The following is a 22,535-nucleotide window of genomic DNA, read 5'->3' as shown; positions in this document are numbered from 1 at the left end:
CACGTCTCTCCCCGCTACTGCGCGGGCCCCAGCAGCGCCAGCCAAGTCAGGCAGGCATTGAGCGCGAACTGCCCGAGGGCGAGGCCGATGCCTGCACGGACGGCCACGGACATGCGACGCCGCTCGGGTGCACCGAGGGCCTGACCGGGCTCACTGCGCAGGTACTGGCGCAGTTGCAGGGCCATCGCGAGGCTCAGCAGGCCGAAGAGCAGACTGAACGGCTGCCCCGTCACGGCCATGGGCAACCCGTGCACGACCAGCAACAGCAGGTTGCCGACCAGGGCGATGAGCGAGAACCAGAGCGTCAGGCGGTAGAAGGCGTAGTCGAACGCGGGGGGCGGCGTAGGTTCGGGCTCGAGACGGACCTCGAGGGCCCCGCCCTCCGGCGCCGGGCGCAGCAGGTAACGCCGCAGCCCCAGTGCCGCCACCTCCGGGCAGCCGTACGTCGTGCAGCGGCCATTGTCCACCCAGCACTCCAGGTGGTGGGGAATGTGGCAGGAGGGACAGACGATCACTTGCTCATGGTCGTGCAGCGGGGACCGGCAATAGGGGCACAGTCTGCCGGCTTCCACCGGGAGGGTCCAGTGGGGCTGTCCGGGACGAAGCTCGGAGTCCGCGTCCATATGTACCGCCCCTGGCCGACGCGCCGCTAGCCGCCGGACGGGTGCGCCATGGCAATGACCAGGTAGACCACCCAGGCCACGACGGCCACGATGGCGATGACGATGGCGGCGATGGCCTTGCCGCGAGCGTCGCCGGCGCGCGACTGCATCCGGTTGACGTCACCGAGCACCGCGAGCGCCATGAAGAGCCCCACGAGCCCCACGGGAAGGCACAGGCAGAACAGGCCAATGATCGCCAGGTACAACGCGTTGTTCGCCCGCGCCGTCAGCTCATTAGCGCGCAGGTAGTCCAGGCCCGGCACCTGGCCGCCGGTGGGGGAGAGGGTCGAGGGCATGGCCGGCGTCGGCCCCGTCGGCATGGGCGCCGCCCCGGCCGCGCCCCGGCAGCCGTATGTCGTGCAACCCCGGTTCTCCGTCCAGCAGTCGGCATGGTGCGGCAGCTTGCAGGCCGGGCAGGCGATGACCTGCTCATCAGGCTTGATCGGGAAGCGGCAGTACGGACAGGTCTTGCCGACTTCCTCGCGCGTGGCCTGATGCGGCGCCCCCGGCGCCCCGCCGGAGGGCGCCGCCGGGGCGGGCGCGGCGGCCGGCTCCGCCTCGACCTGGATGTCATCATAGTCATGGCGCGGCTGCTGCTGGGGGAAGGGCTGATAGGGCGGCGGCGCTGGCGCTGCAGGCCGGGGAGCCGGAGCGGGAGCAGGCGTGCTGGCAGGCGGCGGCGTGCCGGGCGGCGCTCCCGGGGGCCGCACGGGCAGGCCGAATATCTGCTCGCCGCACTTCGGACAGAAGCGCCCCTGTACGCGGATGTTCTGTTGGCAATAGGGACAGCGCATAGGGCAGGGATCGGGGGTCAGGGATCAGGGGCCCGGGCTGGGAGATCGGCGCGTGGTGGCCAGAGGGCTGGGGACAGCCGTCCCCGATGCCCGGTCCCCAGTGCCCAGTCCCCAACTCCTACCCCAACTGAATGTCCAGATCATCTTCGGGCTCGGCCCCGAAGTCGTGCAGTTCGATGTCCAGGTCAATCTCCGGCTGGTACAGGTCGCGGTTGTCCACCGGCAGGAAGCGGGCGTTCTGCGTCGCCCACTGCGCGGCCACGGCGTTCAGCGGGCTCTTGGGGTTGTAGTCCTGGTACATGATCATCTGGCCGATCTTGATGATGATGTCAGCCAGAGTCTCCCCGGCGGCCCAGAAGTCGCCGATGCAGATGTAGCTGCCGAAGTTCGGATGGAAGATCGGCGTCTCCAGCACGCACTTGGGCTTCTCGCGCGGGTAGTCGCGGTGCAGGTAGATGCGCGCGCGGTGGCGGTCGCGCGGCTTGGGGCGGTTCGTGGCCGGGTCCAGCTCCAGCCCCCGCACCCGGTACTCGATCACGTACTCCTCCGGCGGATCGCCCTGCACCGGCGTGACGGTGATGAAGGGATGGCCCGCAAACTCATCGCGGATGGACTGGTAATCGCTGTAGATGCGGCGCAGGCGTGCATTCATGGCAACAACTCCGGACACAAAGCATACACAAGGGTCGGTCAGTCTGCAAGGGGACGCTGTCGCGTGGGTGGGTTCGTCCTCGAACCCACATCCCTTGCGGGTTCGGGGACGAACCCGCCTACGCGCCCACCAGCCGCCGGACTTCCCCCAGAGCGATCTCCGCCAGCGAGTCCACCACCAGGTCCGCCCCCGTCAGTTCCCCCCGCGTCACGCTGGTCGTGACAGCGATGCAGGCCATGCCGGCGCGCTTGGCGGCCATCACCCCCGCCGGGGCATCCTCGAAGACGACACAGGCCGCCGGGTCGAGGCCCAGCCGCTCCGCCGTCCGCAGGTAGATCTGCGGGTCAGGCTTCTTGCGGTCCACGTCGTCGCCGGTGATGACGGCATCGAACCACGCGAGCTGCAGGCCCGTGCCCTCAATGACGGGGAACTGCTTGGCCTTCTGCCCCGAGGTGGCGATGGCGAGCCGTGCGTCGGGGTCCTGCCGGGCGGCGGCTACCAACTCCAGCACCCCCGGCGCCGCCGGCAGCGGCTCATCCTGCAGCAGCCGGAAGAAGCACTCCGCCCGGCGGTCCACGGCCGCCTGGGTGTCAATGGTCACGCCGTACTGCTCCGCCACCCCCTCTACATATCGCTCATCTCCGGTCCCGACGAAGGGCCGGAAGTCCTCGGGCTGCACCGTCACGCCGTACAGCTCCCGGAACATGAGCACGCTGGCGCGGGCGTTGAGAGCCTCCGTGTCGGCGACGACGCCGTCTACGTCGAAGATGAGGGCGTAGGCCATGGTCTCTCCGGGGGCGCGTGGGCCGGGACATCCTGGACCGGCCAGACGGGCGGTCCTGGAAGTCCCGCCCCACGCGGCAGTGTTAGCGGTACCGCACGTCCGCCAGGAAGATGCCCGAGGGTGTGCTGTGCTCGGCGACGGCGGTGTCCGTGCTGGCCGCCTCGTCCGCCCAGTCCACGTCCATCTTGTACTCGTGCGACGAGTAGTATGAGATCAGCCCGCGGCCCGGGCCGTCGTCCAGCCAGCCGGCGTACGAGGTGTCCCCGCCACTGGGCAAGGCACGAATGTACTGCAGATCGTGCCCGTCCTCCAGCACGAACACGTCAGCGCGCAGGTTGCGCCGCCCTGGCTCATCCCAGCGCCGCCCGACGATCACGCAGGCCTCCTCCAGCCGCTTGAGCATGGGTCCCTGCAGGCGGATCGGCAGGCGCCGGACTGACGCGAACTCCGTGTATGGCGGCTCAGCGACGCACAGCGCCGGGACACAGCCCTGCCAGTCTTCGCGCACCAGCGCCCAGAGCCGGCCCTCGGCGTCGAAGTCGAAGGAGACCTCGTTACCCCATATCGGGAACGGCGCGACCTGCTCCCAGCCGACGCCATCGGCCGAGCGCAGCAGCACGGCCGAGGTGTGGCGGTAAGCCGCACCGTAGATCCAGTCGCCATGCGGGCGGACGCTCCACAGCCAGTAGCCCTCGGGCACCCCCTGCAGCGGCTGGACCGGACCGAAGGTGCGGCCGTCGGCGGCGATGGAGACGAACGACTGCAGCGGGCCCTCCTGTCGCCGCCCGCCGCAGTACGCGAGCGCCGCGCCCTGCCAGGTGGCGAGCTTCGGGTCGCGCAGGTCCATGTCCGGGTGGGTCAGCGTGGCGAGGGGCGTCCAGGTCTCGCCGTCGCCCGAGCCGATGATGCGGATCCTGCCCTCCCAACTGACGTGCGTCACCCCCGAGCGGAAGCAGACCAACACCTGGTCCTCGTAGCGAGTGATGCCGGTGAAGGCGCAGTGGGTGCCGTCGGCATAGATGCGGCGGGCGCGGACGAGACGCAGTTCCATGGCAGGTCCTCCCGGGAGCTGGTGAGAGGGAGGCTATTCGCTGCACGCGGCCCGTCGGCCTGCCTGCGGACACGACAACGGCGACCCGAGAGGGTCGCCGTGTCCCGGGCAGGCGAGCCGCCTGCCCTACTCATGTGGTGCGGCGCAGTCCAACCTACGCGCGCCAGTAGCGCGGGCGGCCTCGCCCGCGCGTCTGGTCAGGGCGCCGTGCTGATCCGGCCGGTGCCTGTGTACGACACGTTGCCCTGCTGGCTGGCGAAGCCGGCGATGGCGTCGGCGAGGCTGGTGTCGCCCTGCCGCGTGATGGCGTCCTTGGTGAAGATCTTGAAGTAGCCCGAACCGCCCTTGGCCAGCGACAGGGGCATGGCGACGGTGTAGTTGGCCGCATCGGACAACGCGGCCCCACCGACCTGCACGCTCCGCACGCGCTGGTGCTGCGGCGCGCTGGTGCTGTACTGGAAGGTCAGCCCGGCGACTTGCAGGAAGGCGTTGTTGGGCAGCGGCGCCGTGCGAACCGAGTGCTCCAGCGCGGCCCGCACCTGGGCGCCGGTGAGACGCGAGACCGCCCAGACCTCATCGGGGTTGGCCAGCAGTGTGGCCACCCGCTCCTTGGTCAGCGGACCCGGCGCGAGCGTTCCGGGGCGGAAGCTGATCGCACCGACGAAGGCGATATCCGCCCCGCCGGCGGCCTGCACCGCATCCGCGGCCAAGTCGCCGAAGCTGGTCTCCTGGCAATCGCAGGAGGCCGCGGACAGCGCCGTGGAGTTCTGCCCCTCGGCCAGCGCCGGTCGGGGCAGGACATACACCGCCACCAGCCCCGCTGCCACCAACAGGATCACTGCGGCCCCCAGTGCCCTAAGCTTCGTCATCTGAGTCACCGCTCTCTCCTACCCGCATCTGTAGGTAGGCCCGGATGAAATCGTCCAGGTCTCCGTCCAGCACCGCCTGCACATTGGCGGTCTCATGGTTGGTGCGATGGTCCTTGACCATCGTGTACGGCTGCATCACGTAAGAGCGAATCTGACTGCCGAAATCTATCTTGGACTGCTCGCCGCGCAGAGCCGCCAACTGCTGGCGGCGCTTCTGGCGCTCCAGTTCGAACAGCTTGGCCCGCAGCACCCCCATCGCCGTGCGGCGGTTGGCGTGCTGAGACCGCTCATTCTGGCATGATACCACAATGCCGGTCGGCAAGTGCGTGATTCTCACTGCCGAGTCGGTCTTGTTGACATGCTGGCCGCCGGCGCTGCCCGCCCGGTAGGTGTCCACCCGCAGGTCCTCGGCGGGGATGTCCACCTCGACATCTTCGCCGATCTCGGGGATGACATCCACCGAGGCGAAGCTGGTGTGGCGGCGCTTGGCCTGGTCGAAAGGCGACAGCCGCACCAGCCGGTGCACGCCCTGCTCGGCCTTCAGGTAGCCGTAGGCCATGTTGCCGACGACGCGGGCGGTGACGCTGCTGAAGCCGGCCGCCTCGCCCTCCACGAACGAGAGCAACTCGAAGCCATAGCGCCGGCCCTCGGCCCACATCTGGTACATGCGCAGCAGCATGTCGGCCCAGTCACACGCCTCGGTGCCACCGGCCCCGGCGTTGATGGAAAGGATCGCGTTGCTGCTGTCGTACCGGCCGCCCAGGATGGCCTGGAACTCCAGGTCATTCACCTGGCGCTGCAGCTTCTCGACATCGGCCTCGATCTCGCCCGTGAGGCTCTCATCGCCCTCGGCGACCCCGAGTTCGGCCAACTCGCCGAGGTCCCCAAGCTGACCGATGATGCCCTCCCAGGGCGCCAGGAAGTCCTGGAGCCGCGAGATCTTCTGCATGTGCTTCTGGGCCTCGTCCGGGCTATCCCAGAAGCCCTCCTTCTGTGTGACTTGTTCCAGCTCAGTTAGTTCCTGCCGTTTTCCGGCCAGGTCAAAGACGATCCCCCATTTCCTTGAGGGTACCGAGCATGGAGGTGATCTGGTCGTGCAGTTCCGTGAGTGCCATACCTGATTAGAGTCCCTTCGGCAATGGGTGTTGCTTCGCCATCGTCCCCGACGACGGGGGGAGGGCCATGGTGAAGGGGAGGGGAGAGCGCAGGTGACGGGGGCTTCCGCCCCCGCCTAGAGTGAGCCGCGCCTCCGGCGCTAACGGCCGAATCCCGAATCCCGAATCCCGAATCCCCAATCCCCAATCCCCAATCCCCAATCCCCAATCCCGCCTCCCTAGTCCTTCATGCAGCACACCTTGTACTTCTTGCCGCTGCCGCAGGGGCAGGGGGCGTTGCGCGGGATCTTCTGCTCGCCGCGGGTGACCGTCCGCACCGGGCCGGCGTCGGGCAGTTCGGCCGTCTGGGTCTGCAGGCCGCGCAGCATGAATCCGTCCATCTCCGCCGCCTCGGTGCCGCTGAAGGCCTTCTGGGTCGTCCGCTGGGCGATGATCGCCATCAGGTGGTCGAACAGCTCCGAGGCCTCTCGCTGGTACTCGATCAGCGGGTCGCGCTGGGCGTGGCCGCGCAGGTGGATACCCTCGCGCAACTCGTCCATGTTCAGCAGGTGCGCCATCCAGGCCTTGTCCACCGAGGTGAGCAGCCAGTAGCGCTCCATGCGCCGGAAGTCCTTGAGGCCGATGGGGCTCTCGTCCTCGTCGGGCTCCTCGCGGACGAGGTCGCGCAGCTGCCGGGCGAGGTCGGTCGCATCGGCCGTAGAAGCGCCAGCATCCTGCTGGCCTGTCGGCTGGAAGCCGGCGCTCCCACGGCTCAGGTCGTTCATCCGCCCGTGCGCCAGGGCTATGGGAGCGGTGCCGTAGACCTTGCTCAGCTCCTGCAGGAAGCCGATGGGGTCAGCGGGGCGGGTCTCCAGGTGCGTCGCCGCCAGTTCCGACACGACCTGCCGCACCGCCTCCTCGTCCAGCAGCGGCATCGGCGCGGCGTCCTTGTTCTTCTTGTCGCGCTCCTGGCGCTCGATCATCAGGTTCGTCACCAGGAGCGTCTGGCGGGTCGCCAGTTCGACCGGGTCGTCCGCCTGCTGCAGCGCGTCCAGCGCCATCCGCGATACGAGGTCATGCAGATAGTAGTCGAGGTACTCCAGCAGTTGCAGCACGTCGGCGTCGGTCGGCTGGGCGATGGAGCCGAAGTGGCGGGTGGCCTTCTCGATCTCCAGGTCTACGCGCACGTGCTCGCGGGCGATGTAGACCTGGCGCACCATGTCCCGCACTGCGTCGTGCAGGTCGGGGGCCGGGATGGCCAGCAGGCCCTCGCGCCCCAGGTCGTCGGCGATGCCCTCGTACCTCTCCTCCAGCACACGCACCAGGTCGCCCAGCCGCCAGTCCGCGAGGGGCTGGTCCTGCGGGCAGTACTCCGCGAGGGCCTCATCCACGGCCTTGCGGACCTCTTCCTGCAGCAGCGTCTTGGCCGTCTCCTGGTCCACGTTGCGGCGGAGGCTGCCGTGGGGGAGGGCTGCCTGGCGGAGGTAGTCGGCCACGTCCTCGCCGGTCTCAGCCATGATGCGCAGGTCGCGCTCGGCCAGCGCGATGGCGATGCCGGTGCCGCCACGGCGCCGCCGGCTCTGCTGCTTCCCCTCGTCCTCAGGCGGGGTGGAGAACACGCGCACCAGGTCGCGGTACAGCTCCTCGAGTTGCCAATCATCGGGCGAGCGGGCGGGGTTGGCGCGCTGGTTCAGGTAGTTCTGGGCGGTGTCGTCCACCATGCGCAGGATGACCTGCTGGACGTTCTCGCCGTTGAGCACGCGGCGGCGCTGAGCGTAGATGACCGAGCGCTGCTGGTTCATCACGTCGTCGTATTCCAGCGTGTGCTTCCGGTAGCCGAAGTTGCGGATCTCGACCTTCTCCTGGGCGCGCTCGATGGCCCGCGAGACCAGCCGGGCCTCGATGGCCTCCTCTTCCGGCCAGGAGTTCATGGCGAAGCTGAAGCGCTCCGGGCCGAAGAGCTGCATCAGCTCATCCTGCAGTGACACGTAGAAGCGCGAGCTGCCGGGGTCGCCCTGGCGGCCCGACCGACCGCGGAGCTGGTTGTCAATGCGCCGGCTCTCATGGCGCTCCGTGCCGATGACGTGCAGCCCGCCGACGCCCTTGACGTACTCGTAGCGCTCCGGGTAGATGCTTGTCCCCTTGGCGGGGTTGCGTCCGCCGAGGACGATGTCTACGCCACGGCCGGCCATGTTGGTGGCGATGGTGACCATGCCGGCCTCGCCGGCGCGGGCGATGATCGTGCCCTCCGCCTCATGGCGCTTGGCGTTGAGCACATTGAGCTGACTCTCGTGGCTCTCGTCGCCGGGCTTCATGCCCTGGGTGGCCATCTCGGTCAGGCGCTCGAGGTAACGCGCCCGCTGCTCCGGCGGCGTCTCGGTGTGGATGATGCCCTGGGCCACCAGCAGGTACTCCAGGTTCGCCGGGTCGGCGATGGTCTCGGGGAGGCCGAAGTGGCCCACGATGTCGCCGAGGGTGACATCAATCGTCTCGCTCTCATCGCGGCCGCGCTTGCGCTTGCCCTTGCCGGTCGGGGCCGCCGAGGTGCGGCGCCGCAGGAAGCGGGCCTGCTCGACGAGACGACCCATGGGCTGGTGCAGCGCCGCGCGGAAGGCGTCCCGCTGGTCGCGATCGAGCTGCTTGCCGGCGTCGTTGACCCTGTGCAGCAGAATCTGCACCAACACGTGCGCCTGCAGCCAGTCCTGAGCCAGGCGGCTCGCGAGGTGCTCGGACACTTCGACCGACCGCGTGCCGACCAGCACCGGCTGCTCGCGTACGTGGCAGGAGATGATCTCGTTGACGATGCCCCGGTACTTGGCCTCCTCGGTCTTGAAGACCACGTCCGCGTGGTCCTTGCGCACCACCGGGCGGTTGGTCGGAATGGTCAGCACCCGGCAGCCGTAGATCTTGGTGAACTCATGCTCTTCGGACCGCGCCGTACCCGTCATGCCCGCCAGCTTCTTGTACATGCGGAAGAAGTTCTGGTAGGTGATGGTGGCGACGGTCTGGCGCACGCGCGGGGCGTAGACCTTCTCCTTGGCCTCGATAGCCTGGTGGAGGCCGTCGGCATAGCGCCGGCCGGGCTGCAGGTGGCCGGTGAACTCGTCCACGATCACGACTTCGCCGTTCTGGACGATGTACTTCACGTCGCGCTCGTAAAGCTTGTGGGCCTTCAGGGCGTTGTCAATGAGCTGGGCCAACTCGATGTTCTCGGGGTCCACCAGCGCGCCGTCGAGGTGCAGTTCCTTCTCGACGAACTCCTGCCCGGCTTCCGTCAGGGCGGCCTGATGGTCCTTCTTGTCCCAGTTGTAGAGCGGGTCCTCTTCGTCGTTGGCCCGCAGGACCTTGCGGGTGATCTCATCGGCGCGGCGGTAGTTCTGCCCCTCCTGCTCGGTCTGGCCGGAGATGATCAGCGGCACCCGGGCCTCGTCAATGAGGATGCTGTCCGCCTCGTCCACGATGGCGTAGTACAGCTCCCGCTGGCACAGGTGGTTGGGGTTGACCGCCATGTTGTCGCGCAGGTAGTCAAAGCCCAGTTCGCTGTTCTCGACATAGGTGATGTCCCGCAGATACATTGCGCGGCGCTCGGCATCCGTCATGGCGTGCTGGATGTAGCCCACGCTCATGCCCAGGAACTCGAAGATCTGGCCCATCCACTGGGCCTGCCAGCGCACCAGGAAGTCGTTGGTGGACACCAGGTGGGCGCCCCGGCCCGGCAGGGCGTTGAGGTACAGCGGCAGCGTCGCGGTCAGGGTCTTACCCTCACCGGTCTTCATCTCGGCGATGCGACCCTCGTGCAGGGCCATGCCGCCGATGAGCTGCACGTCATAGTGTCGCTCCCCCAGTATCCGCCGCGCGGCCTCACGGCAAGCCGCGAAGGCCTCCGGGAGCAGGTCCTCTACCGTCTCGCCCCTGGCGAGGCGGGCGCGGAACTCGGCCGTCTTGCCGGCCAACTGCTCGTCCGACAGCGCCTGCATCGCCGGCTCGTGGGCGTTGACGTCCGCCACGCGGCGGCGCAGTCGCGCCACCTCGCGTTCGTTGGGGTCGATTATCTTCTTGACTGAGTCCAGAGCAAAGGCCATGTATGCGTTCCTCGATCAGACTGCGACGAATCACAACCGCGCGCACCGCGAGAGCACCCGGCGATGCGCGTGCAGCGTGTTCTCACTCCATTATAGTGAACAACTCCAGGCAGGGAAAGGTTTGCCGGGGTGAACGGGAAACGCCCGCGCGGCGGTCATGGGGCGGGGGGCGTCGTCTCCGGGCCAGGGTCCGGGACCGGCTCGGGTAGCGGCGGCATCTCCTCGAGTCGCACCAGCGGGGTCGAGTCCACGGGGCGGGTGCCGCCCGTCAGGCCGTTGAGGTCCACGCCGACCGTCACGGCCTGGTGCGCGTAGCTGTACTGCAGGCTCCAGGTCAGGCAGTGCACACGGTGGCTGATCTTGACGCTATAGTCCCGGATCTCGGAGCGGTCGAAGTCATAGTGGCCATACAGCTCCAGGCGGTTGAGCCGGTCGAGTTGCAGGTCGAGGCTGCCGAAGCCCTCGTTGTCCGAGTACACGTCATCGAAGTAGAAGGGGCTCTCGCCGGTGCTCTCGTGGTGCACCGTCCACAGCGCGCCGGCGACGCGCTCGCTCAGGCGGCGACCCACCCCGGCCTCCAGCCGCCAGTCTGTCAGGTGGTCGCCGGTGCTGTAGAACGTCTGGTACAGGTCAGTGGCAGCCCACCATCCGTCGTGCTTCTGGCGGCGCTCGGGCATCGGCGAGTAGTGCAGCGCCAGCCCTGCCCGCGACGCCTCCCGCGTGGTCTCATGCTCATGGTACTCGGCCAGGTAGCCGGCGAAGATCTCCGCGTCCAGCGGCGAGGTGTCCGTCGTGGTGGGCTGCAGATGGTGCAGGTAGCGCAGTTCGGGCAGATAGTCCACGCGGCTTCGTTGGTCGAAGTCCCACACCTCTTGCTGGCGGCGGACGAGACTGGCCGTGAACAGCCCCTGGTCACCCTCATTGCTGATGGTCAGGCCCGCCGGGAACCGTAGGGTCGTGCCCACATGGACATAGGCATCGAAGACCCACGGGTTGCCCTCCCACTCCATGTGCTTGCTGGGGGACACGTAGAGCCCGTCGTACGACGAGTACTGCGGGAGTGGTATGATCAGGTCGCCGCGGGCCGACTCGCCCATGGGTAGGGTCAGGTCCGCCGGCATGACGAGCCGGTTGCCGTAGAGGGTCAGGTGGCCCCGCTCGATGCGCAGTTCCTGCTTGGTGAGGTTGTAGGTGAGCTTGCGGGCGCCGATGGAATAGTGGGGACGCGCGCGGTCGCACGTGGTTACGCGCCCCTCGATGACGAAGATGATCTCCCCCTCGCGGCAGACCCTGTCCCCCAGCAGGTAACCGCGCACCGTATTGCCCGGGTACTGCTTGCTCTCGCTGCGGATCTCCGCTGCCCCGTTCTCCATCACGAACTGGTCGGTCTTGACGTTGATCCGTACCGAATCGCCCTTCAGGGCCCCCTGTTGGGACAGCAGCTTGATGCCGCCATGCGCCACCAGGATGCCGTTGGCGAGGTCCCCCTCCACCTCGTCAGCCGTCATCGCCAGCGTGGGCGCGCCGGGCCGGTCGCTCTGCGCGGTGATCTGCACCTGCCCCTGCACCGCCACCGTGCGCATCTCCCCGTCGTACTCCACCCGCTCGCCATGCACCTTGATGATGACGCGGGTCGGGGGGGCAGTCGCGGGCTGGTCCTCGGCATAGGTCGCCGCGGACAGCAGGCACATCGTGATGAGGAGAATCAGAAATCGCACCGCTGAAGTCCATTCGACTGCCGGCGGGTGGGCTATGGCTGAGGCTACGGTGGATCCGCGGAGGCTATGAAACAACAACGGCGAGTATAGCACAATCGCGAAGTGAAGCCAATCGGAGGCGGGACCGGAGACGGGGACACGGCAACGGCGTCCTCACCCCGCAGACTGCTGCGCAGTCTGAGCCCCTCTCCCTCGCCCGCCTTCGCCCTGCGGGCTACGGCAGGCTCCGGAGAGGGAACCGGGCAGCTCGCTTTGTGGCTTCGAGGCCACGAAGCGGGCGCCGGGCTCCCCTCTCCGGCGCGCAGTCGTATCGCGCGCGGGAGAGGGGAAGGGGTGAGGACGCCGTTGCCGTTACCTTCGCCCCTTCACCCTCAACCCTCCCCCGTTGCCTTTCTCGCCGGCTTCATCTATGCTGGACCTACATGAACCCCCCACCGCTGTCCACCATGCTGCTGTTCGTGATCGGCACCTATCTGGCCACGTACGGGCCGGGGCGGTTGCTGGTGCAGCTCTGCGGCGTCCGTGTCGGCTCTTTCCCGGAACGTCTTGGGATCAGTTGCGCGGTGGGGGCGGTTGTCGTGAGTTGGCTGGGTTATGTGGCGGTCATGGCTGGGGCGCCGTGGCTGGCCGTGGCCACCGGTTGGGCCGCCATGGCCCTCGGGCTCGCCATGGTCGTCCGGGGGCTGACGTGGGGCCGTGAGCAGTGCGACCTGACCCGTGCCAACCGGGTGGTGCTGGTGCTGGCGATGGCCATCGGCCTGGCCTTCGCTGCCGGGATGGACTACTGGCAGATCGCCTACCATGCCGACGGCAGCCTCTCCGGGCGGCTCGTGTGGCCCGACCTGCTATACCGCAACGCCGTCATGAGCCGCCTCATGGTATGCGACGGCCCGCCGGATTGGCCCTGGCTGGCCGGCGAGCCGATGAAGGGCATGTCGCTGCTCCGCTTCACGGCGCTGATGCCGGTGATGAAGGCCGTGGGCGTCGCGGCGACCCACTACCAGATCGCGGCGCTGTGGTTGGGCCTGTTTGGGGTGCCCGTGAGCGCCTGCGCGGCCCTGGCGCTGTTCCGGGCGCTGGGGGCGAGCCAGGCGGTGGCCGCCTGGGCCGTGGTGCTGACCGGCTTCCTGGGCAATCCCCGCTGGCTGCTGAACGAGCGGTTCGCCCATTCGCCCGCCCTGCACTGGGCCGGCACCGATGTCTTCGCCGTCAGCGTCCCCGTGCTGTTCGCCATGCTGGCTCTGATTGCACTCTCTCTCCGTTGTAGGGCGGGGGCGTGTACCCCGCCGGACGGCGGGGACACGGGCGGGGTACGAACCTCCGCCCTACAATGGGGCTCTCTGTGGCTCGCTGTGTTCATGCTGGCTTCCGGACTCGGCCACGCGCCCTGGAAGGGGCTGTCGGTCTACGCCGCCGTGCCGCTGTTCTTCGCTTTGAGCCTGCTGCGGCGGGAGGGGCGGCGGACCGCCGCCATCCTGACCGTGGGGGCGCTGGGCGGTCTTGTCGTGCTCAAGACGCTGATGGGCAGCGGCACCGCCGGCGGGTCGCTGCTGTCGGCCCTGGGGCCCTCACCCACGATCCGCAACCTGAGCTGGGCCTTCCCATTCTTGTCCGAGCCCCTGCGGCCGTTGCTGGCGGATCTGGGCCCGGCGGCACTGCTGAAGCTCGTCAAGTTCGTCTGCGTCTACGCTGTGGCGGTGGGGTTCTACCTGTGGGGCAGCATGTGGGTGCGCATGGTCATCGCGCCGAACGCCTACCGCTTCCCGTGGGCCCGCCTGAAGGAGCCGGTGTGGGCGTTCGGTCTGTGCCTCGTGATCGCGGGCGTCATGCTCTCCACCGTCGTCAACTTCAACCGGCTGGCCTACGAGGGCGCGCAGTATGACGTGTTCCGGATGCTGTGGCCGGCGCTGCTGCTGGCGAACCTGGCGGTCGCCTACCTGCTGGTGGAGAAGTGGCCCTATCTGAGGCGCGGGTGGGGCCTGTTGCTGCTGCTCGTGCTGATCTTCTACGGCTCGTGGGAGAACTGCCAACTCGTCCTGTGGAGCCGCGCCGGGCTGCCGGTCAGCGTCATCGGCGCCGACGACATGGCGTCCCTGCGCTACGTGGCCGAACACGCCGCGCCCCGGGACATCGCCTTCATCAACCCGCACGTCCGGGCGACGGGCCCGTCGTCCCCGCAGACAGAGATCATGGGGCACGGCTGGGGCTATGCGTCCGGGCTGCTGCCGGTGCGCGTGTGGCTGGACAACGAGGACATGGCCCGCAAGTTCGGCCAGGAGACGATGTGGGACGGGCGGTGGGCCGAGGCGGAGCGCGCGATGGGCGGCCCCCCTGAGGGCTTCCGCAGCTTCGTGGCGACCCATGGAATCGGGTGGGTCATCGCGCAGAGCCCCGCGCTGGCGCAGACCGCCCGGGCCGCCGGCCTGACCGAGGCCTTCCACAGTGGCGGGGTGGCCGTCTTCCGCCAGGCGCCCGCGCCCGCCCCGTAGGCACCGTGCGGCAAAGATGCTACAATGGCCGCGGACGAGAAGCCCCGTCCGCTGTCTGGCTTTCCGGAGATGATTGCTTCGTGCGTCGTTGGTCCCTTCCGCTGACTGCTCTGCCGTTGCTGCTGCTGGCAGTGTCCTGCCATCGCCCCGCTCCCCCGGCGACGGGTGAGCCCAGCCACATCCGCATCGAGCCCAGCCGCGCCCCGGATGATCCCCTGCGCAACAAGCCCGTTCCTGGCGTCGCCACCGCCCGGGAAGTGGGGATCCTCTTCTACCCCGGCGCCACAGTACAGGCGAGTTCGCTCGTTCGCGACGCCCGAGGCATTACCGCCGTGGTGAAGCTGTCCACGCGCGACGCGTACGTGGATGTGGCTCGGTTCTACCAGGCGAAGTACGTCGGCCTCGCGCAGGTGACCAACCTCGACAGCAAGGAGGGCCGCTCCCTGGCCCTGACCTGGCGGGCTCCCGGCGCGACCTTCACGGTGGACATCAAGCAGGACCTGGCCGGCAAGCAGACGCTTATCCACCTGGTGCGGCTCACCGGGGCGAAGTCTGCGCCCACGCCGAAGAAGCGGTGACGGTCGTCTCCGCCTCCCCCTGGGGGTGAGACGCAGACAGGAAGAGACTCGCGAGTCCCGGGCGACGACGTGCCCCCGCCCGTTACTGACCAGAGAGGCCATCCATGACCGGTAAGGTGCTGATCACGGCGGGCGCGTTCCGCCGCCTGAACAACGACGGGGTCGCGTGCCTGGAGAGCAAGGGCCTGACGGTCCAGCTTCCCCAGGGCTCCGGCCCGATGGATGAGGAGCGGCTCATCGCGGAGTTGGAGGGCTGCGTGGCAGTCGTCGCCGGGATGGAGCCCTACACCGAGCGCGTCTTCGCGGCCCGGCCGGAGCTGCGGGTCATTGCCCGCTGGGGCATCGGCTATGACAGCGTGGATGTCGCGGCCGCCACGCGCCACGGCGTCATGCTCGTGAACACCCCCGGCGTCGTGACCGAGGCCGTGGCCGACATGACCTTGGCCCTGATGCTCGGCATCGCCCGGCGGCTGCCGTACGGCGACCGGTCGGTGCGCGCAGGCGAATGGCCGACGATCTTCAGCGGGCAGGTCTTCGGCAAGGTCCTCGGCGTCGTGGGCCTCGGGCAGATCGGGCAGGCGGTCATCCGCCGCGCCCGGGGCTTCTCGATGCGCATCCTGGGCCACGATCCGTACTGCGAGGACGGGCTGTGCGAGCGCCTCATCATCGAGGAGCCGACGCTGGAGGAGCTGCTCGCCGAGAGCGACTTCGTGACCCTGCACTGCACGATGTGCCCAGACACGCGGCATCTGATCAATCGCGAGCGCCTGCGCCTGATGAAGCCCACGGCCTACCTCATCAACGCCGGGCGGGGCGGGCTCGTGGATCAGGCGGCGCTGGCCGAGGCGCTGCGCGAGGGCTGGATCGCGGGAGCGGCGGTGGATGTGCTCGACCCCGAGCCGCCCGATCCGAACGATCCGCTGCTGCAACTGGACAACATCGTCTTCATGCCGCACGTCTCGTCCTTCACCTACGACACCGTCGCCAAGGTGAACGAGCGTGTGTGCGAGAACCTGTTTGAGGCGCTGTCCGGTCAGCGGCCCCGGTTCCTGGTCAATGCCGAGATGCTGACCTGAGCGCGCCAGTTCCACAGCCGCGAAGGGGAAAGACAGTCATGCCCGTGCGCAGGATCGTCATCTCGAACACCGACGGCGTGTATGAGTGCTTCCCGTGCCTGACGCTGACGCGGGCGGGCACGCTGATCACCGTATACCGCGAGAGCGACTCGCACACCGCCGCGGCGTTCTCACACCTGGTGCTGCGGCGCAGCACCGACCAGGGCGAGACGTGGTCCGAGCGCCAGGTGCTCGCCGAGAGCGTGCAGCGCGACGGCGTCTTGCACAAGTGGAACTGCCCGCGTATCGGCCAGCTCGACGACGGCCGCCTGTGGGTGCTGTGCGATGGCTACGACGTCCCGCCCGGGGAGGCGCGCACGGTAGACTCGCGCGTTCACTTCTGGTGGAGTGACGACGACGGCCTGACGTGGTCCGGACCCGAGGCCACCAGCATCTTCGGCATCGTCCCGGACAAGTTGGTGGTGACCAACCGCGGCACCTGGCTGGTGGCCGCGCACATCCACGAGACCCGACACGGGTTCATTGTCCAGTTCGTCTTCCGGTCCGAGGACCAGGGCCGGACGTGGGAGCCCATCGTGGTCTGCGATCAGGAAGGGCTGAACCCGTGCGAGGCCGGCATCGTCCAACTACCGGATGACGGCACGCTGGTCTGCTACATGCGGGAGAACTCCGGGCGCGGCTGGCCGGGACCCAAGTGCCTCTCCCATGACGACGGCCGGACCTGGCAGGGGCCGTACCTGACCGACATCATCGGCTGCCACCGGCCGGTGGTGGGCCTGCTGCCCAGCGGCAACATCATGGTCACCCACCGGCACACGTGCCGGGGCCGCATCGGCAGCGCCCGGAACTTCTTCGCGTACCGGGAGAGTCCCGACAGCGCCCGGTGCACCGACCCCTCGCAAGGCGGCGGGATCATCCTGCCGCTGGACCACGACCGCTGGGAGGCGCCGGACCAGGGCTACTCAGGCTGGGCCGCCCTGCCCGACGGGCGCCTCGTGGTCGTCAACTACATCCGGGATGATGGCCCGATGGCCCAGATCCGCGGGTACTTCCTGAGCGAACAGGATTTCTGACGGCGACGCCGAAATGAGGGAACGACGGTCGCCGTGAACGCTGCGCTCCCGAGGCGAAGAGATGAAGGACAAGCGCGTCCTGGTTGTAGATGACGAGGCGGCCATTGTCAGGTTGGTGGCGCTGATCGTGCGCGAGTTGGGGTGCCAGGTGGACACAGCCGGCAATGGCGCCGAAGCGCTCCAGAAGATCAGGCAGACGAAGCCTGACGCCGCCATCGTGGACTTGATCATGCCGGTGATGACGGGTGAGGAGCTGATCCAGGAGATCCAGGGCGACCCGGATCTCGCGGATATCGCGATCATCCTGCTGAGCACCCGGCAGAGCGCCCGGGGCTACAAGAGGGATGCGTTCCCACTGATCCCCAAGCCGTTTGAGCCGGCTCAGGTCAAGCAGACTCTGCGGGATGTGCTGGGCGAAGGGTAGGTTGCGGTCATGGCCAAGCCGGTAGTGCTCATCGTCGAAGACGAGCGTCCCATTGCGACTCTGTTGGCGAAGCTGGTCGAGGGGTGCGGCGCGGACACCGCCGTCGCCTACAACGGCAGCGAGGCGCTGCGGTGGATGATGGATCGGCGCCCCGACCTGGTGCTGCTCGACCTCATCATGCCCCTGGTGAGCGGGGAGGAAGTGCTGGAGCAGATGGCCAGCGACCCGCACCTCGCCACGGTGCCGGTCATCGTCATCACGACCAGGGACATGATGCCCGAGACCGCGCACCGGGAGCATCTCTTCATCCAGAAACCCTTTGCGCCGGCGGAAGTCAGACAGCACGTGTGTAAGGCGCTCAAGCTGACGCCTCCCGCGAACTGAGGCGGTACGCCCGCCCGACCACTCGTCGCCAAGAGAGCTTCCCGATGGACATTGCCCGCATCTCCTCGTGCACCTACCCTGTCCGCGAGTTGGACCCCGCAGCCGCCTTCGCGATCATGGCTGCGGCCGGCCTGCGCAAGGTAGACCTGTGGGGCAACATGCCGCAGTTCTCGCTGATCTCCGTAGCCTGCAGTCTCGATGAGTTGCTGGCCAAGGCGCAGGCCGCAGGCGTGCAGATCGCGAACCTGGGCAGCTACCCCGGCCGGGCTTTCGCCAGCGAGAACCCGCTGGTGCGGGCCGCCGAGGTGAAGGCCCTGGAGACGACGCTGTGCGCGGCGAAGGCCCTCGGGGCCCGCTCTATTCGCATCATCCCGGGCAGCGGGGAGGATCCCGCGCAGATTGACCGAATTGCCCCGTGCTTCGCCGCGGCGGCGCCACTGGCCGAGCAGCTCGGCGTGTACATGGGCATGGAGAACCACGCCGGCAGCCTCGCCGGGTCGCCCCGTGACGCCAGGCGCCTGTGCGAGGCGGTCGGCTCGAAGCACTTCGGGGTGCTCTATGAGCCGGCCAACCTGATGCACGGCGGCGTAGACTACCGCGAGGCGTTCGACCTCTTCCACGAGCACATCGTGCACATTCACATCAAGGACGGACAGGTTAGCGATCAGGGCTTCGCGCGCACCCACCTCGGGGACGGGGACATTGACTACCGCTGGGTCATTGACAGCCTCGAGAGCATCGGCTACAAGGGCGATTACGCTCTTGAATACGAGATCTGCGACCTGGAGGCGATCGAGACGGGGCTGCCGCGCTGGGTGACGTACTTCCAGGGGCTGTAGATGAAGGCAGGTGGGACATGGCCAAGAAGTGCCCGCACTGCGGGGAGGTCAGCGACGCCGATAACATCTGCACCTGGTGTAACAAGTCCCTGGTCGCCGAGAAGCCACCCGCGGCAGCGCCCGCGGGTGGGGGCGCGCAGCCCGCTGCGCCGCCCGGGGCCCCACCGGCCTCGGCCAAGCCCGTCGGGGCCGCGCCCGCACCGACGCGACGCCCCCTGCCCACCGTCGAGCAGCCGCGGCCACTGTGGCCCTACTATGCCGGCGCGGGTGTGGCGGTCGTGGTGGTGGTGCTCGTCGCGCAGTTCCTCGGCATGAAGACCGCCGCCGGACCGCCGCCCGACCCGGCCGACTGGGCCAGCAAGCAGAGCATGACCAAGCTGCTCTCGATGTCGGTTCCGGGCAACTACAAGTTCACGACCTCGGGCTCGTCGGGCAGCTACGAGCAGATGACGGTCAAGGCCACGAAGCTGTGTCGCGTGCACGTGGAGGGCAGTGGCACCAAGGGCGCGATGAGCGACGTTGCCTCGGCCATGGCCCGGACCATGGGGACCGAGGGGGGCTCCTCGGTGGCGGCCCGCGGCGAGGGCAAGTTCCACGCCACACAGGGGGAGCTGCAGAAGAAGAGAGACCCGAAGTACGCAGAGTCGGGGGACATGGACGCCTGGAGCTTCGCCGGGATGCCCGCCGCCTACTCGGAGTACACGACGGTCAAGAAGGTCGGCCTCTTTGCCGTCAAGATGAAGGGGTGGCGCATCTCGTGCACGGGGGGGGACTTTGGCTACCAGGTCTGGGCGGAGGCTCCTGCGGCACAATGGGACAAGTTCAAGCCCATCGCCAAGAAGATCCTGGTGAGCGCCAAGACCAACGCTGGGGGCTAACTCTGTAACGAACGGGCGGCCCTTCCACCCACCGTCACTGCACTCGGGCCCCCGGGAGAGAAGATACGGATGAAGCTGGGTTGTTCGACGTTGCTCTTCGCTGGACACGACTTTGACACGGCCATCGCCGCCCTCGGCGAGGCCGGGTATGACGCAGTGGAATTGGGCGCCATCCCCGGGATGGGCGAGCACCTGAAGCCGGGGGAAGCCCCCGAGGTCTACCAGGCCATGCGGGCGAAGCTGGATGCTGCCGGCCTGGCCCTGGAGTCCGTGGGGTGCAGTGGCGCGCTGGGCACCGACCGCTTCGAGCCGCTGGCGGAAGCCGCCCGGGCCATGGGCGCGCCGTACATGACGCTGGGCACCGGCGGCACCTCCGACAATGAGGCCTCGTGGGAGACGGTGGTGGCGCAGCTCCGCGAGGCGCTACCGGTCTGCGAGCGCACCGGCATCAAGCTGTCGGTGAAGCCGCACGTGCGGTCGGCGGTGTACAATGTCGCCACCGCTCGCCGCATGCTCGACGAACTGCAGAGCGAGTGGATCGGCCTGAACATGGACAACACGCACCTGCAGCGTGTGGGGGAGGACCCGATCCAGGCCGTGCACGAGCTGCGCGACCGGATCTGCACCGCGCGCATTCGGGACTACCTGTCGGATGACCTGAGCATCGGGCCACTCGAGAACCAGATACCGGGCAAGGGCATGGCGGACGTGCCGGGGTACTACCAGGCGCTCACCGAGGTGCCCGGGTTGCAGTACGTGGTGCTGGAGATGGTGGGCACCAGGGACCTGCCGCTGCCCGAAGTGCAACGGGTCGTGGGCGAGGCGCTCGTGGCTCTGAGGAGCTACCAGTAGCCGCCCGGCCTGCCGTGGCGGGCCTCAGTCCCGCGCCGAGATCATCGTCGTGTCAGAGGGAGCCGCTCTTGTCTGATCTGCAGATGCGCCCCCTGGGCGCACCCGAAGTGAGCAGTCTGCGCAATGTCTTGGCTTTCGGCGTTCTGTCGCATGTGCTGGACCTGATCACGACCGATTTCCGCGACCCGCAACTGTCACACGAGGGGAACCCTTTCTACCTGTTTGCCGAGCACCTGGGGTACGGGGGCTGGCCCTTACTGGTGGTTACGAAGGTGCTGGTGGTGGGGGCCCTGGGCGTGGCCTTCTGGTGGTACCTGGGCATTCGCCACCATTACCTGCCCGACAAGGTCGTGCGCAGTCCGCGGTCGCTGATCTGGTACGGCATGTGGGACCGCAAGCCGTACCCCAAGTCCCTGTGGGCGCGGCTGTTCAACCGGCGCAAGCTCAAGTACCTGGGCGTCGTGTTGGCGGGGCTGGCGCTGCCGGCCAGTGGCGCCGCCGCCCTGTTCATCTCGGTGGACAACGTGCTGTTCGGGCTGGGGCGGCCCCTCCCGCTGCCGCTGGCCGGCCGGCTGCTGCTGCTCACCATCGCTCTCGTCTTCATCTGGTGGTACTGGGCGTACTGGCACTACTACAAGCGCCTGGTCAGACTGGGCGTCATCCGCAACGGCGGCTAACGTCCCCTCCAAGCCGACACAACACTGACGCGACCTCCGCACATGCTCATTGATGCCAACACCTGCTTCGGGCTCTGCCCGCGCGACACCCGCGACCTGTCGCTGACCACGCTCCTGGGGCTGCTGGAGCGCCACCATGTGGATCAGGCGCTCACCCACAGCCTGCGGGGGGTGGAGTATGACTTCCTCAGCGGCAACGAGGAAACGCTCCAGGCCTGCCGGGAGCACCCGGCGCTGCTGCCGGTGGCGACCGTCCATCCCGGACGGCATCTGCACTGCCACGACGAGGTCCTCCGCTGCGCGGACGACGGCTTCGTCGCCGTCCGGTTCTTCCCCGACGTGCAGGGCTGGCCGATCATCTTCCAGCCCTTCCTGGACCTGTGCGAGCTGATCGCCGAGGTCGGCCTGCCGATCGTCCTCCCGGCCGGCCCGCCCGGGCAGCAGACGGTCATCGGCGAGCGCCTCGGGCCGCTGGGAGGCAATGTGCTGCTGATCGGGTCGGGCTACGGGGTGAATGCCGAGACGGCCTCGGTGCTGGCGCGCTGGCCCGGCTTCTACAGCGAGTCGCACATGTACGACACGCCGGGCACGCTGGAGTACGTGGGGCAGGTGGCCGGCTTCGATCGGCTGGTGTTCGGGAGCAACATCCCGGACCGGAACTTCGCGGCGGCCTACCAGCAGGGGGCCTGTGCCGCGCTCAGCCCCGGGCAGCGCGCGGACTTCTTCGCCGGCAATGTGCTGCGGTTCCTGGGCCGCGAGGGCGAGTAGATGACCAAGATTGATGTCCATGGCCACTATGGCCACTGGAACTTCCCGATCCCGGGCACCCGACGCGTGGACCAGTTGCTGGCCCTGTGTGAGCAGCACGACATCGCCCATGTCGCGTGCTCGTCGGTGCTGGCGCTGTGTTACAGCATGGAGGAGGGCAACGCGGAGATCGCCACCGACTTCGCCGGCCACCCGGGGTTGCTCGCCTACGTCTATGTGAACGCCAACTTCCTGGCCCGGTCGGTGGCGGAGATGGATCGCTACCTGTCACTGCCGAACTTCGTGGGCGTGAAGATCCACTCCTCATACTCGGCGGTGCACAACGCCGACCCCAAGATGCAGGACCTGATGGCCGAGATCGCCCGGCGGGCGCGGCTGGTGAAGATCCACAGCGGCGGCCCGGACGTGACCGGCGTCCTGTCCCGTTGGGCCGAGCAGTACCCGCACGTCAACTTCATCATCGCCCACGCCCTCGGCAGCGCCGTGGCCGAGGCGGCGCAGGTGGCGCAGCGCCACCCCAATGTGTACCTGGAGTTCTGCAGCAGTTGGGCCGGCGCGGGCAAGATCACGCGGGCGCTGGACCTCTGCGGCGCCGGGCAGTTGCTCTATGGCTCGGACATGGACCTCATTGATCCCGCCTTCGTCATCGGGCAGTATGAGAACTCGGGGCTGAGCGAGGCGGAACTGCAGGCCATCTACTGGGACAACCCGCGTCGCGTGCTGGGGCTCGACGGGGCCTAGTGAACCGTGTGTGAGTAGTGCAACGCTGAGGCGTGGGTGCCGCGTCGTGT

Annotated in this window: 21 protein-coding genes and 2 pseudogenes; 12 read left to right on the top strand and 11 right to left on the bottom strand. The window is 68.2% G+C overall.

The genetic code is table 11. The features are described 5' to 3' along the window. Positions 1-14 precede the first annotated feature (14 nt). The 11 genes and pseudogenes from LLH23_23960 to LLH23_23910 form a co-directional block, all read right to left on the bottom strand. Positions 15-572 carry a hypothetical protein gene (locus LLH23_23960; GenBank protein ID MCE5241531.1) on the bottom strand — a complete coding sequence of 186 codons (558 nt, stop codon included), beginning with the start codon at positions 570-572 and terminating at the stop codon, positions 15-17. 77 nt (positions 573-649) lie between these two features. Next, positions 650-1,456: a hypothetical protein gene (locus LLH23_23955; protein ID MCE5241530.1), complete on the bottom strand. Its 807-nt coding sequence runs from the start codon at positions 1,454-1,456 to the stop codon at positions 650-652. Positions 1,457-1,574: 118 nt separating this feature from the next. Beyond that, positions 1,575-2,108 (bottom strand): ubiquitin-conjugating enzyme E2, encoded by a 534-nt coding sequence (locus LLH23_23950; GenBank protein ID MCE5241529.1) that lies wholly within the window; start codon positions 2,106-2,108, stop codon positions 1,575-1,577. 118 nt (positions 2,109-2,226) lie between these two features. After that, positions 2,227-2,892, bottom strand: coding sequence for an HAD family phosphatase (locus LLH23_23945; protein ID MCE5241528.1), 666 nt, complete (start codon positions 2,890-2,892; stop codon positions 2,227-2,229). Between the two features lie 82 nt (positions 2,893-2,974). Continuing rightward, positions 2,975-3,943 (bottom strand): hypothetical protein, encoded by a 969-nt coding sequence (locus tag LLH23_23940; protein MCE5241527.1) that lies wholly within the window; start codon positions 3,941-3,943, stop codon positions 2,975-2,977. A 197-nt stretch (positions 3,944-4,140) separates the two neighbouring features. Continuing rightward, complete coding sequence (locus tag LLH23_23935) at positions 4,141-4,812, bottom strand: 5'-nucleotidase C-terminal domain-containing protein (protein MCE5241526.1); 672 nt, start codon at positions 4,810-4,812, stop codon at positions 4,141-4,143. Continuing rightward, positions 4,799-5,927, bottom strand: a protein-coding gene (gene prfB, locus LLH23_23930) for a peptide chain release factor 2 (protein ID MCE5241525.1) whose coding sequence is annotated in 2 segments (ribosomal slippage) — positions 4,799-5,854 and positions 5,856-5,927 — 1,128 coding nt in all. Because the reading frame shifts where the segments join, the coding sequence is not laid out codon by codon here. The genes LLH23_23935 and prfB overlap by 14 nt, the downstream gene beginning before the upstream one ends. A 218-nt stretch (positions 5,928-6,145) precedes the next feature. After that, a complete protein-coding gene (locus LLH23_23925) occupies positions 6,146-6,841 on the bottom strand; it encodes an SEC-C domain-containing protein (GenBank protein ID MCE5241524.1) in 696 nt (231 codons plus the stop codon). A 447-nt stretch (positions 6,842-7,288) separates the two neighbouring features. Further along, positions 7,289-8,182, bottom strand: a pseudogene (locus tag LLH23_23920) (preprotein translocase subunit SecA). Between the two features lie 636 nt (positions 8,183-8,818). Next, positions 8,819-9,988, bottom strand: a pseudogene (locus LLH23_23915) (preprotein translocase subunit SecA). Between the two features lie 155 nt (positions 9,989-10,143). Next, positions 10,144-11,706 (bottom strand): hypothetical protein, encoded by a 1,563-nt coding sequence (locus LLH23_23910; protein MCE5241523.1) that lies wholly within the window; start codon positions 11,704-11,706, stop codon positions 10,144-10,146. A gap of 422 nt (positions 11,707-12,128) precedes the next feature. Here LLH23_23910 and LLH23_23905 point away from each other — a divergent pair, with 422 nt between their 5' ends. From LLH23_23905 to LLH23_23850, 12 genes are all read left to right on the top strand, one after another. Continuing rightward, positions 12,129-14,195, top strand: coding sequence for a hypothetical protein (locus tag LLH23_23905; protein MCE5241522.1), 2,067 nt, complete (start codon positions 12,129-12,131; stop codon positions 14,193-14,195). A gap of 80 nt (positions 14,196-14,275) precedes the next feature. Then, complete coding sequence (locus tag LLH23_23900; GenBank protein ID MCE5241521.1) at positions 14,276-14,773, top strand: hypothetical protein; 498 nt, start codon at positions 14,276-14,278, stop codon at positions 14,771-14,773. A gap of 104 nt (positions 14,774-14,877) precedes the next feature. Further along, positions 14,878-15,849, top strand: coding sequence for a phosphoglycerate dehydrogenase (locus LLH23_23895; protein ID MCE5241520.1), 972 nt, complete (start codon positions 14,878-14,880; stop codon positions 15,847-15,849). 38 nt (positions 15,850-15,887) lie between these two features. Further along, positions 15,888-16,922 carry a glycoside hydrolase gene (locus tag LLH23_23890; protein MCE5241519.1) on the top strand — a complete coding sequence of 345 codons (1,035 nt, stop codon included), beginning with the start codon at positions 15,888-15,890 and terminating at the stop codon, positions 16,920-16,922. 61 nt (positions 16,923-16,983) lie between these two features. Next, positions 16,984-17,346 carry a response regulator gene (locus LLH23_23885; protein MCE5241518.1) on the top strand — a complete coding sequence of 121 codons (363 nt, stop codon included), beginning with the start codon at positions 16,984-16,986 and terminating at the stop codon, positions 17,344-17,346. Positions 17,347-17,355: 9 nt separating this feature from the next. Next, complete coding sequence (locus tag LLH23_23880) at positions 17,356-17,730, top strand: response regulator (protein ID MCE5241517.1); 375 nt, start codon at positions 17,356-17,358, stop codon at positions 17,728-17,730. A 44-nt stretch (positions 17,731-17,774) separates the two neighbouring features. Continuing rightward, on the top strand, positions 17,775-18,569 hold the full coding sequence (locus tag LLH23_23875; protein ID MCE5241516.1) for a sugar phosphate isomerase/epimerase: 795 nt from the start codon (positions 17,775-17,777) through the stop codon (positions 18,567-18,569). Between the two features lie 17 nt (positions 18,570-18,586). Then, a complete protein-coding gene (locus tag LLH23_23870) occupies positions 18,587-19,447 on the top strand; it encodes a hypothetical protein (protein MCE5241515.1) in 861 nt (286 codons plus the stop codon). Positions 19,448-19,516: 69 nt separating this feature from the next. Next, the gene (locus LLH23_23865; GenBank protein MCE5241514.1) at positions 19,517-20,299 is read left to right on the top strand and encodes a sugar phosphate isomerase/epimerase; all 783 of its coding nucleotides are present in this window, start codon (positions 19,517-19,519) and stop codon (positions 20,297-20,299) included. A 68-nt stretch (positions 20,300-20,367) separates the two neighbouring features. Further along, entirely contained in the window at positions 20,368-20,976 is a 609-nt protein-coding gene (locus LLH23_23860) for a hypothetical protein (GenBank protein MCE5241513.1), read from the top strand. Positions 20,977-21,018: 42 nt separating this feature from the next. Then, a complete protein-coding gene (locus LLH23_23855; GenBank protein ID MCE5241512.1) occupies positions 21,019-21,744 on the top strand; it encodes an amidohydrolase in 726 nt (241 codons plus the stop codon). Then, positions 21,745-22,485, top strand: coding sequence for an amidohydrolase (locus LLH23_23850; protein ID MCE5241511.1), 741 nt, complete (start codon positions 21,745-21,747; stop codon positions 22,483-22,485). Positions 22,486-22,535: the final 50 nt, after the last annotated feature.

Source organism: bacterium (genome assembly GCA_021372615.1).
Taxonomy (GTDB): Bacteria; Armatimonadota; Zipacnadia; order Zipacnadales; family UBA11051; genus JAJFUB01.
The sequence above is the reverse complement of the archived record's forward strand: the minus strand, read 5'-3'. Positions and strand labels throughout refer to the sequence as shown.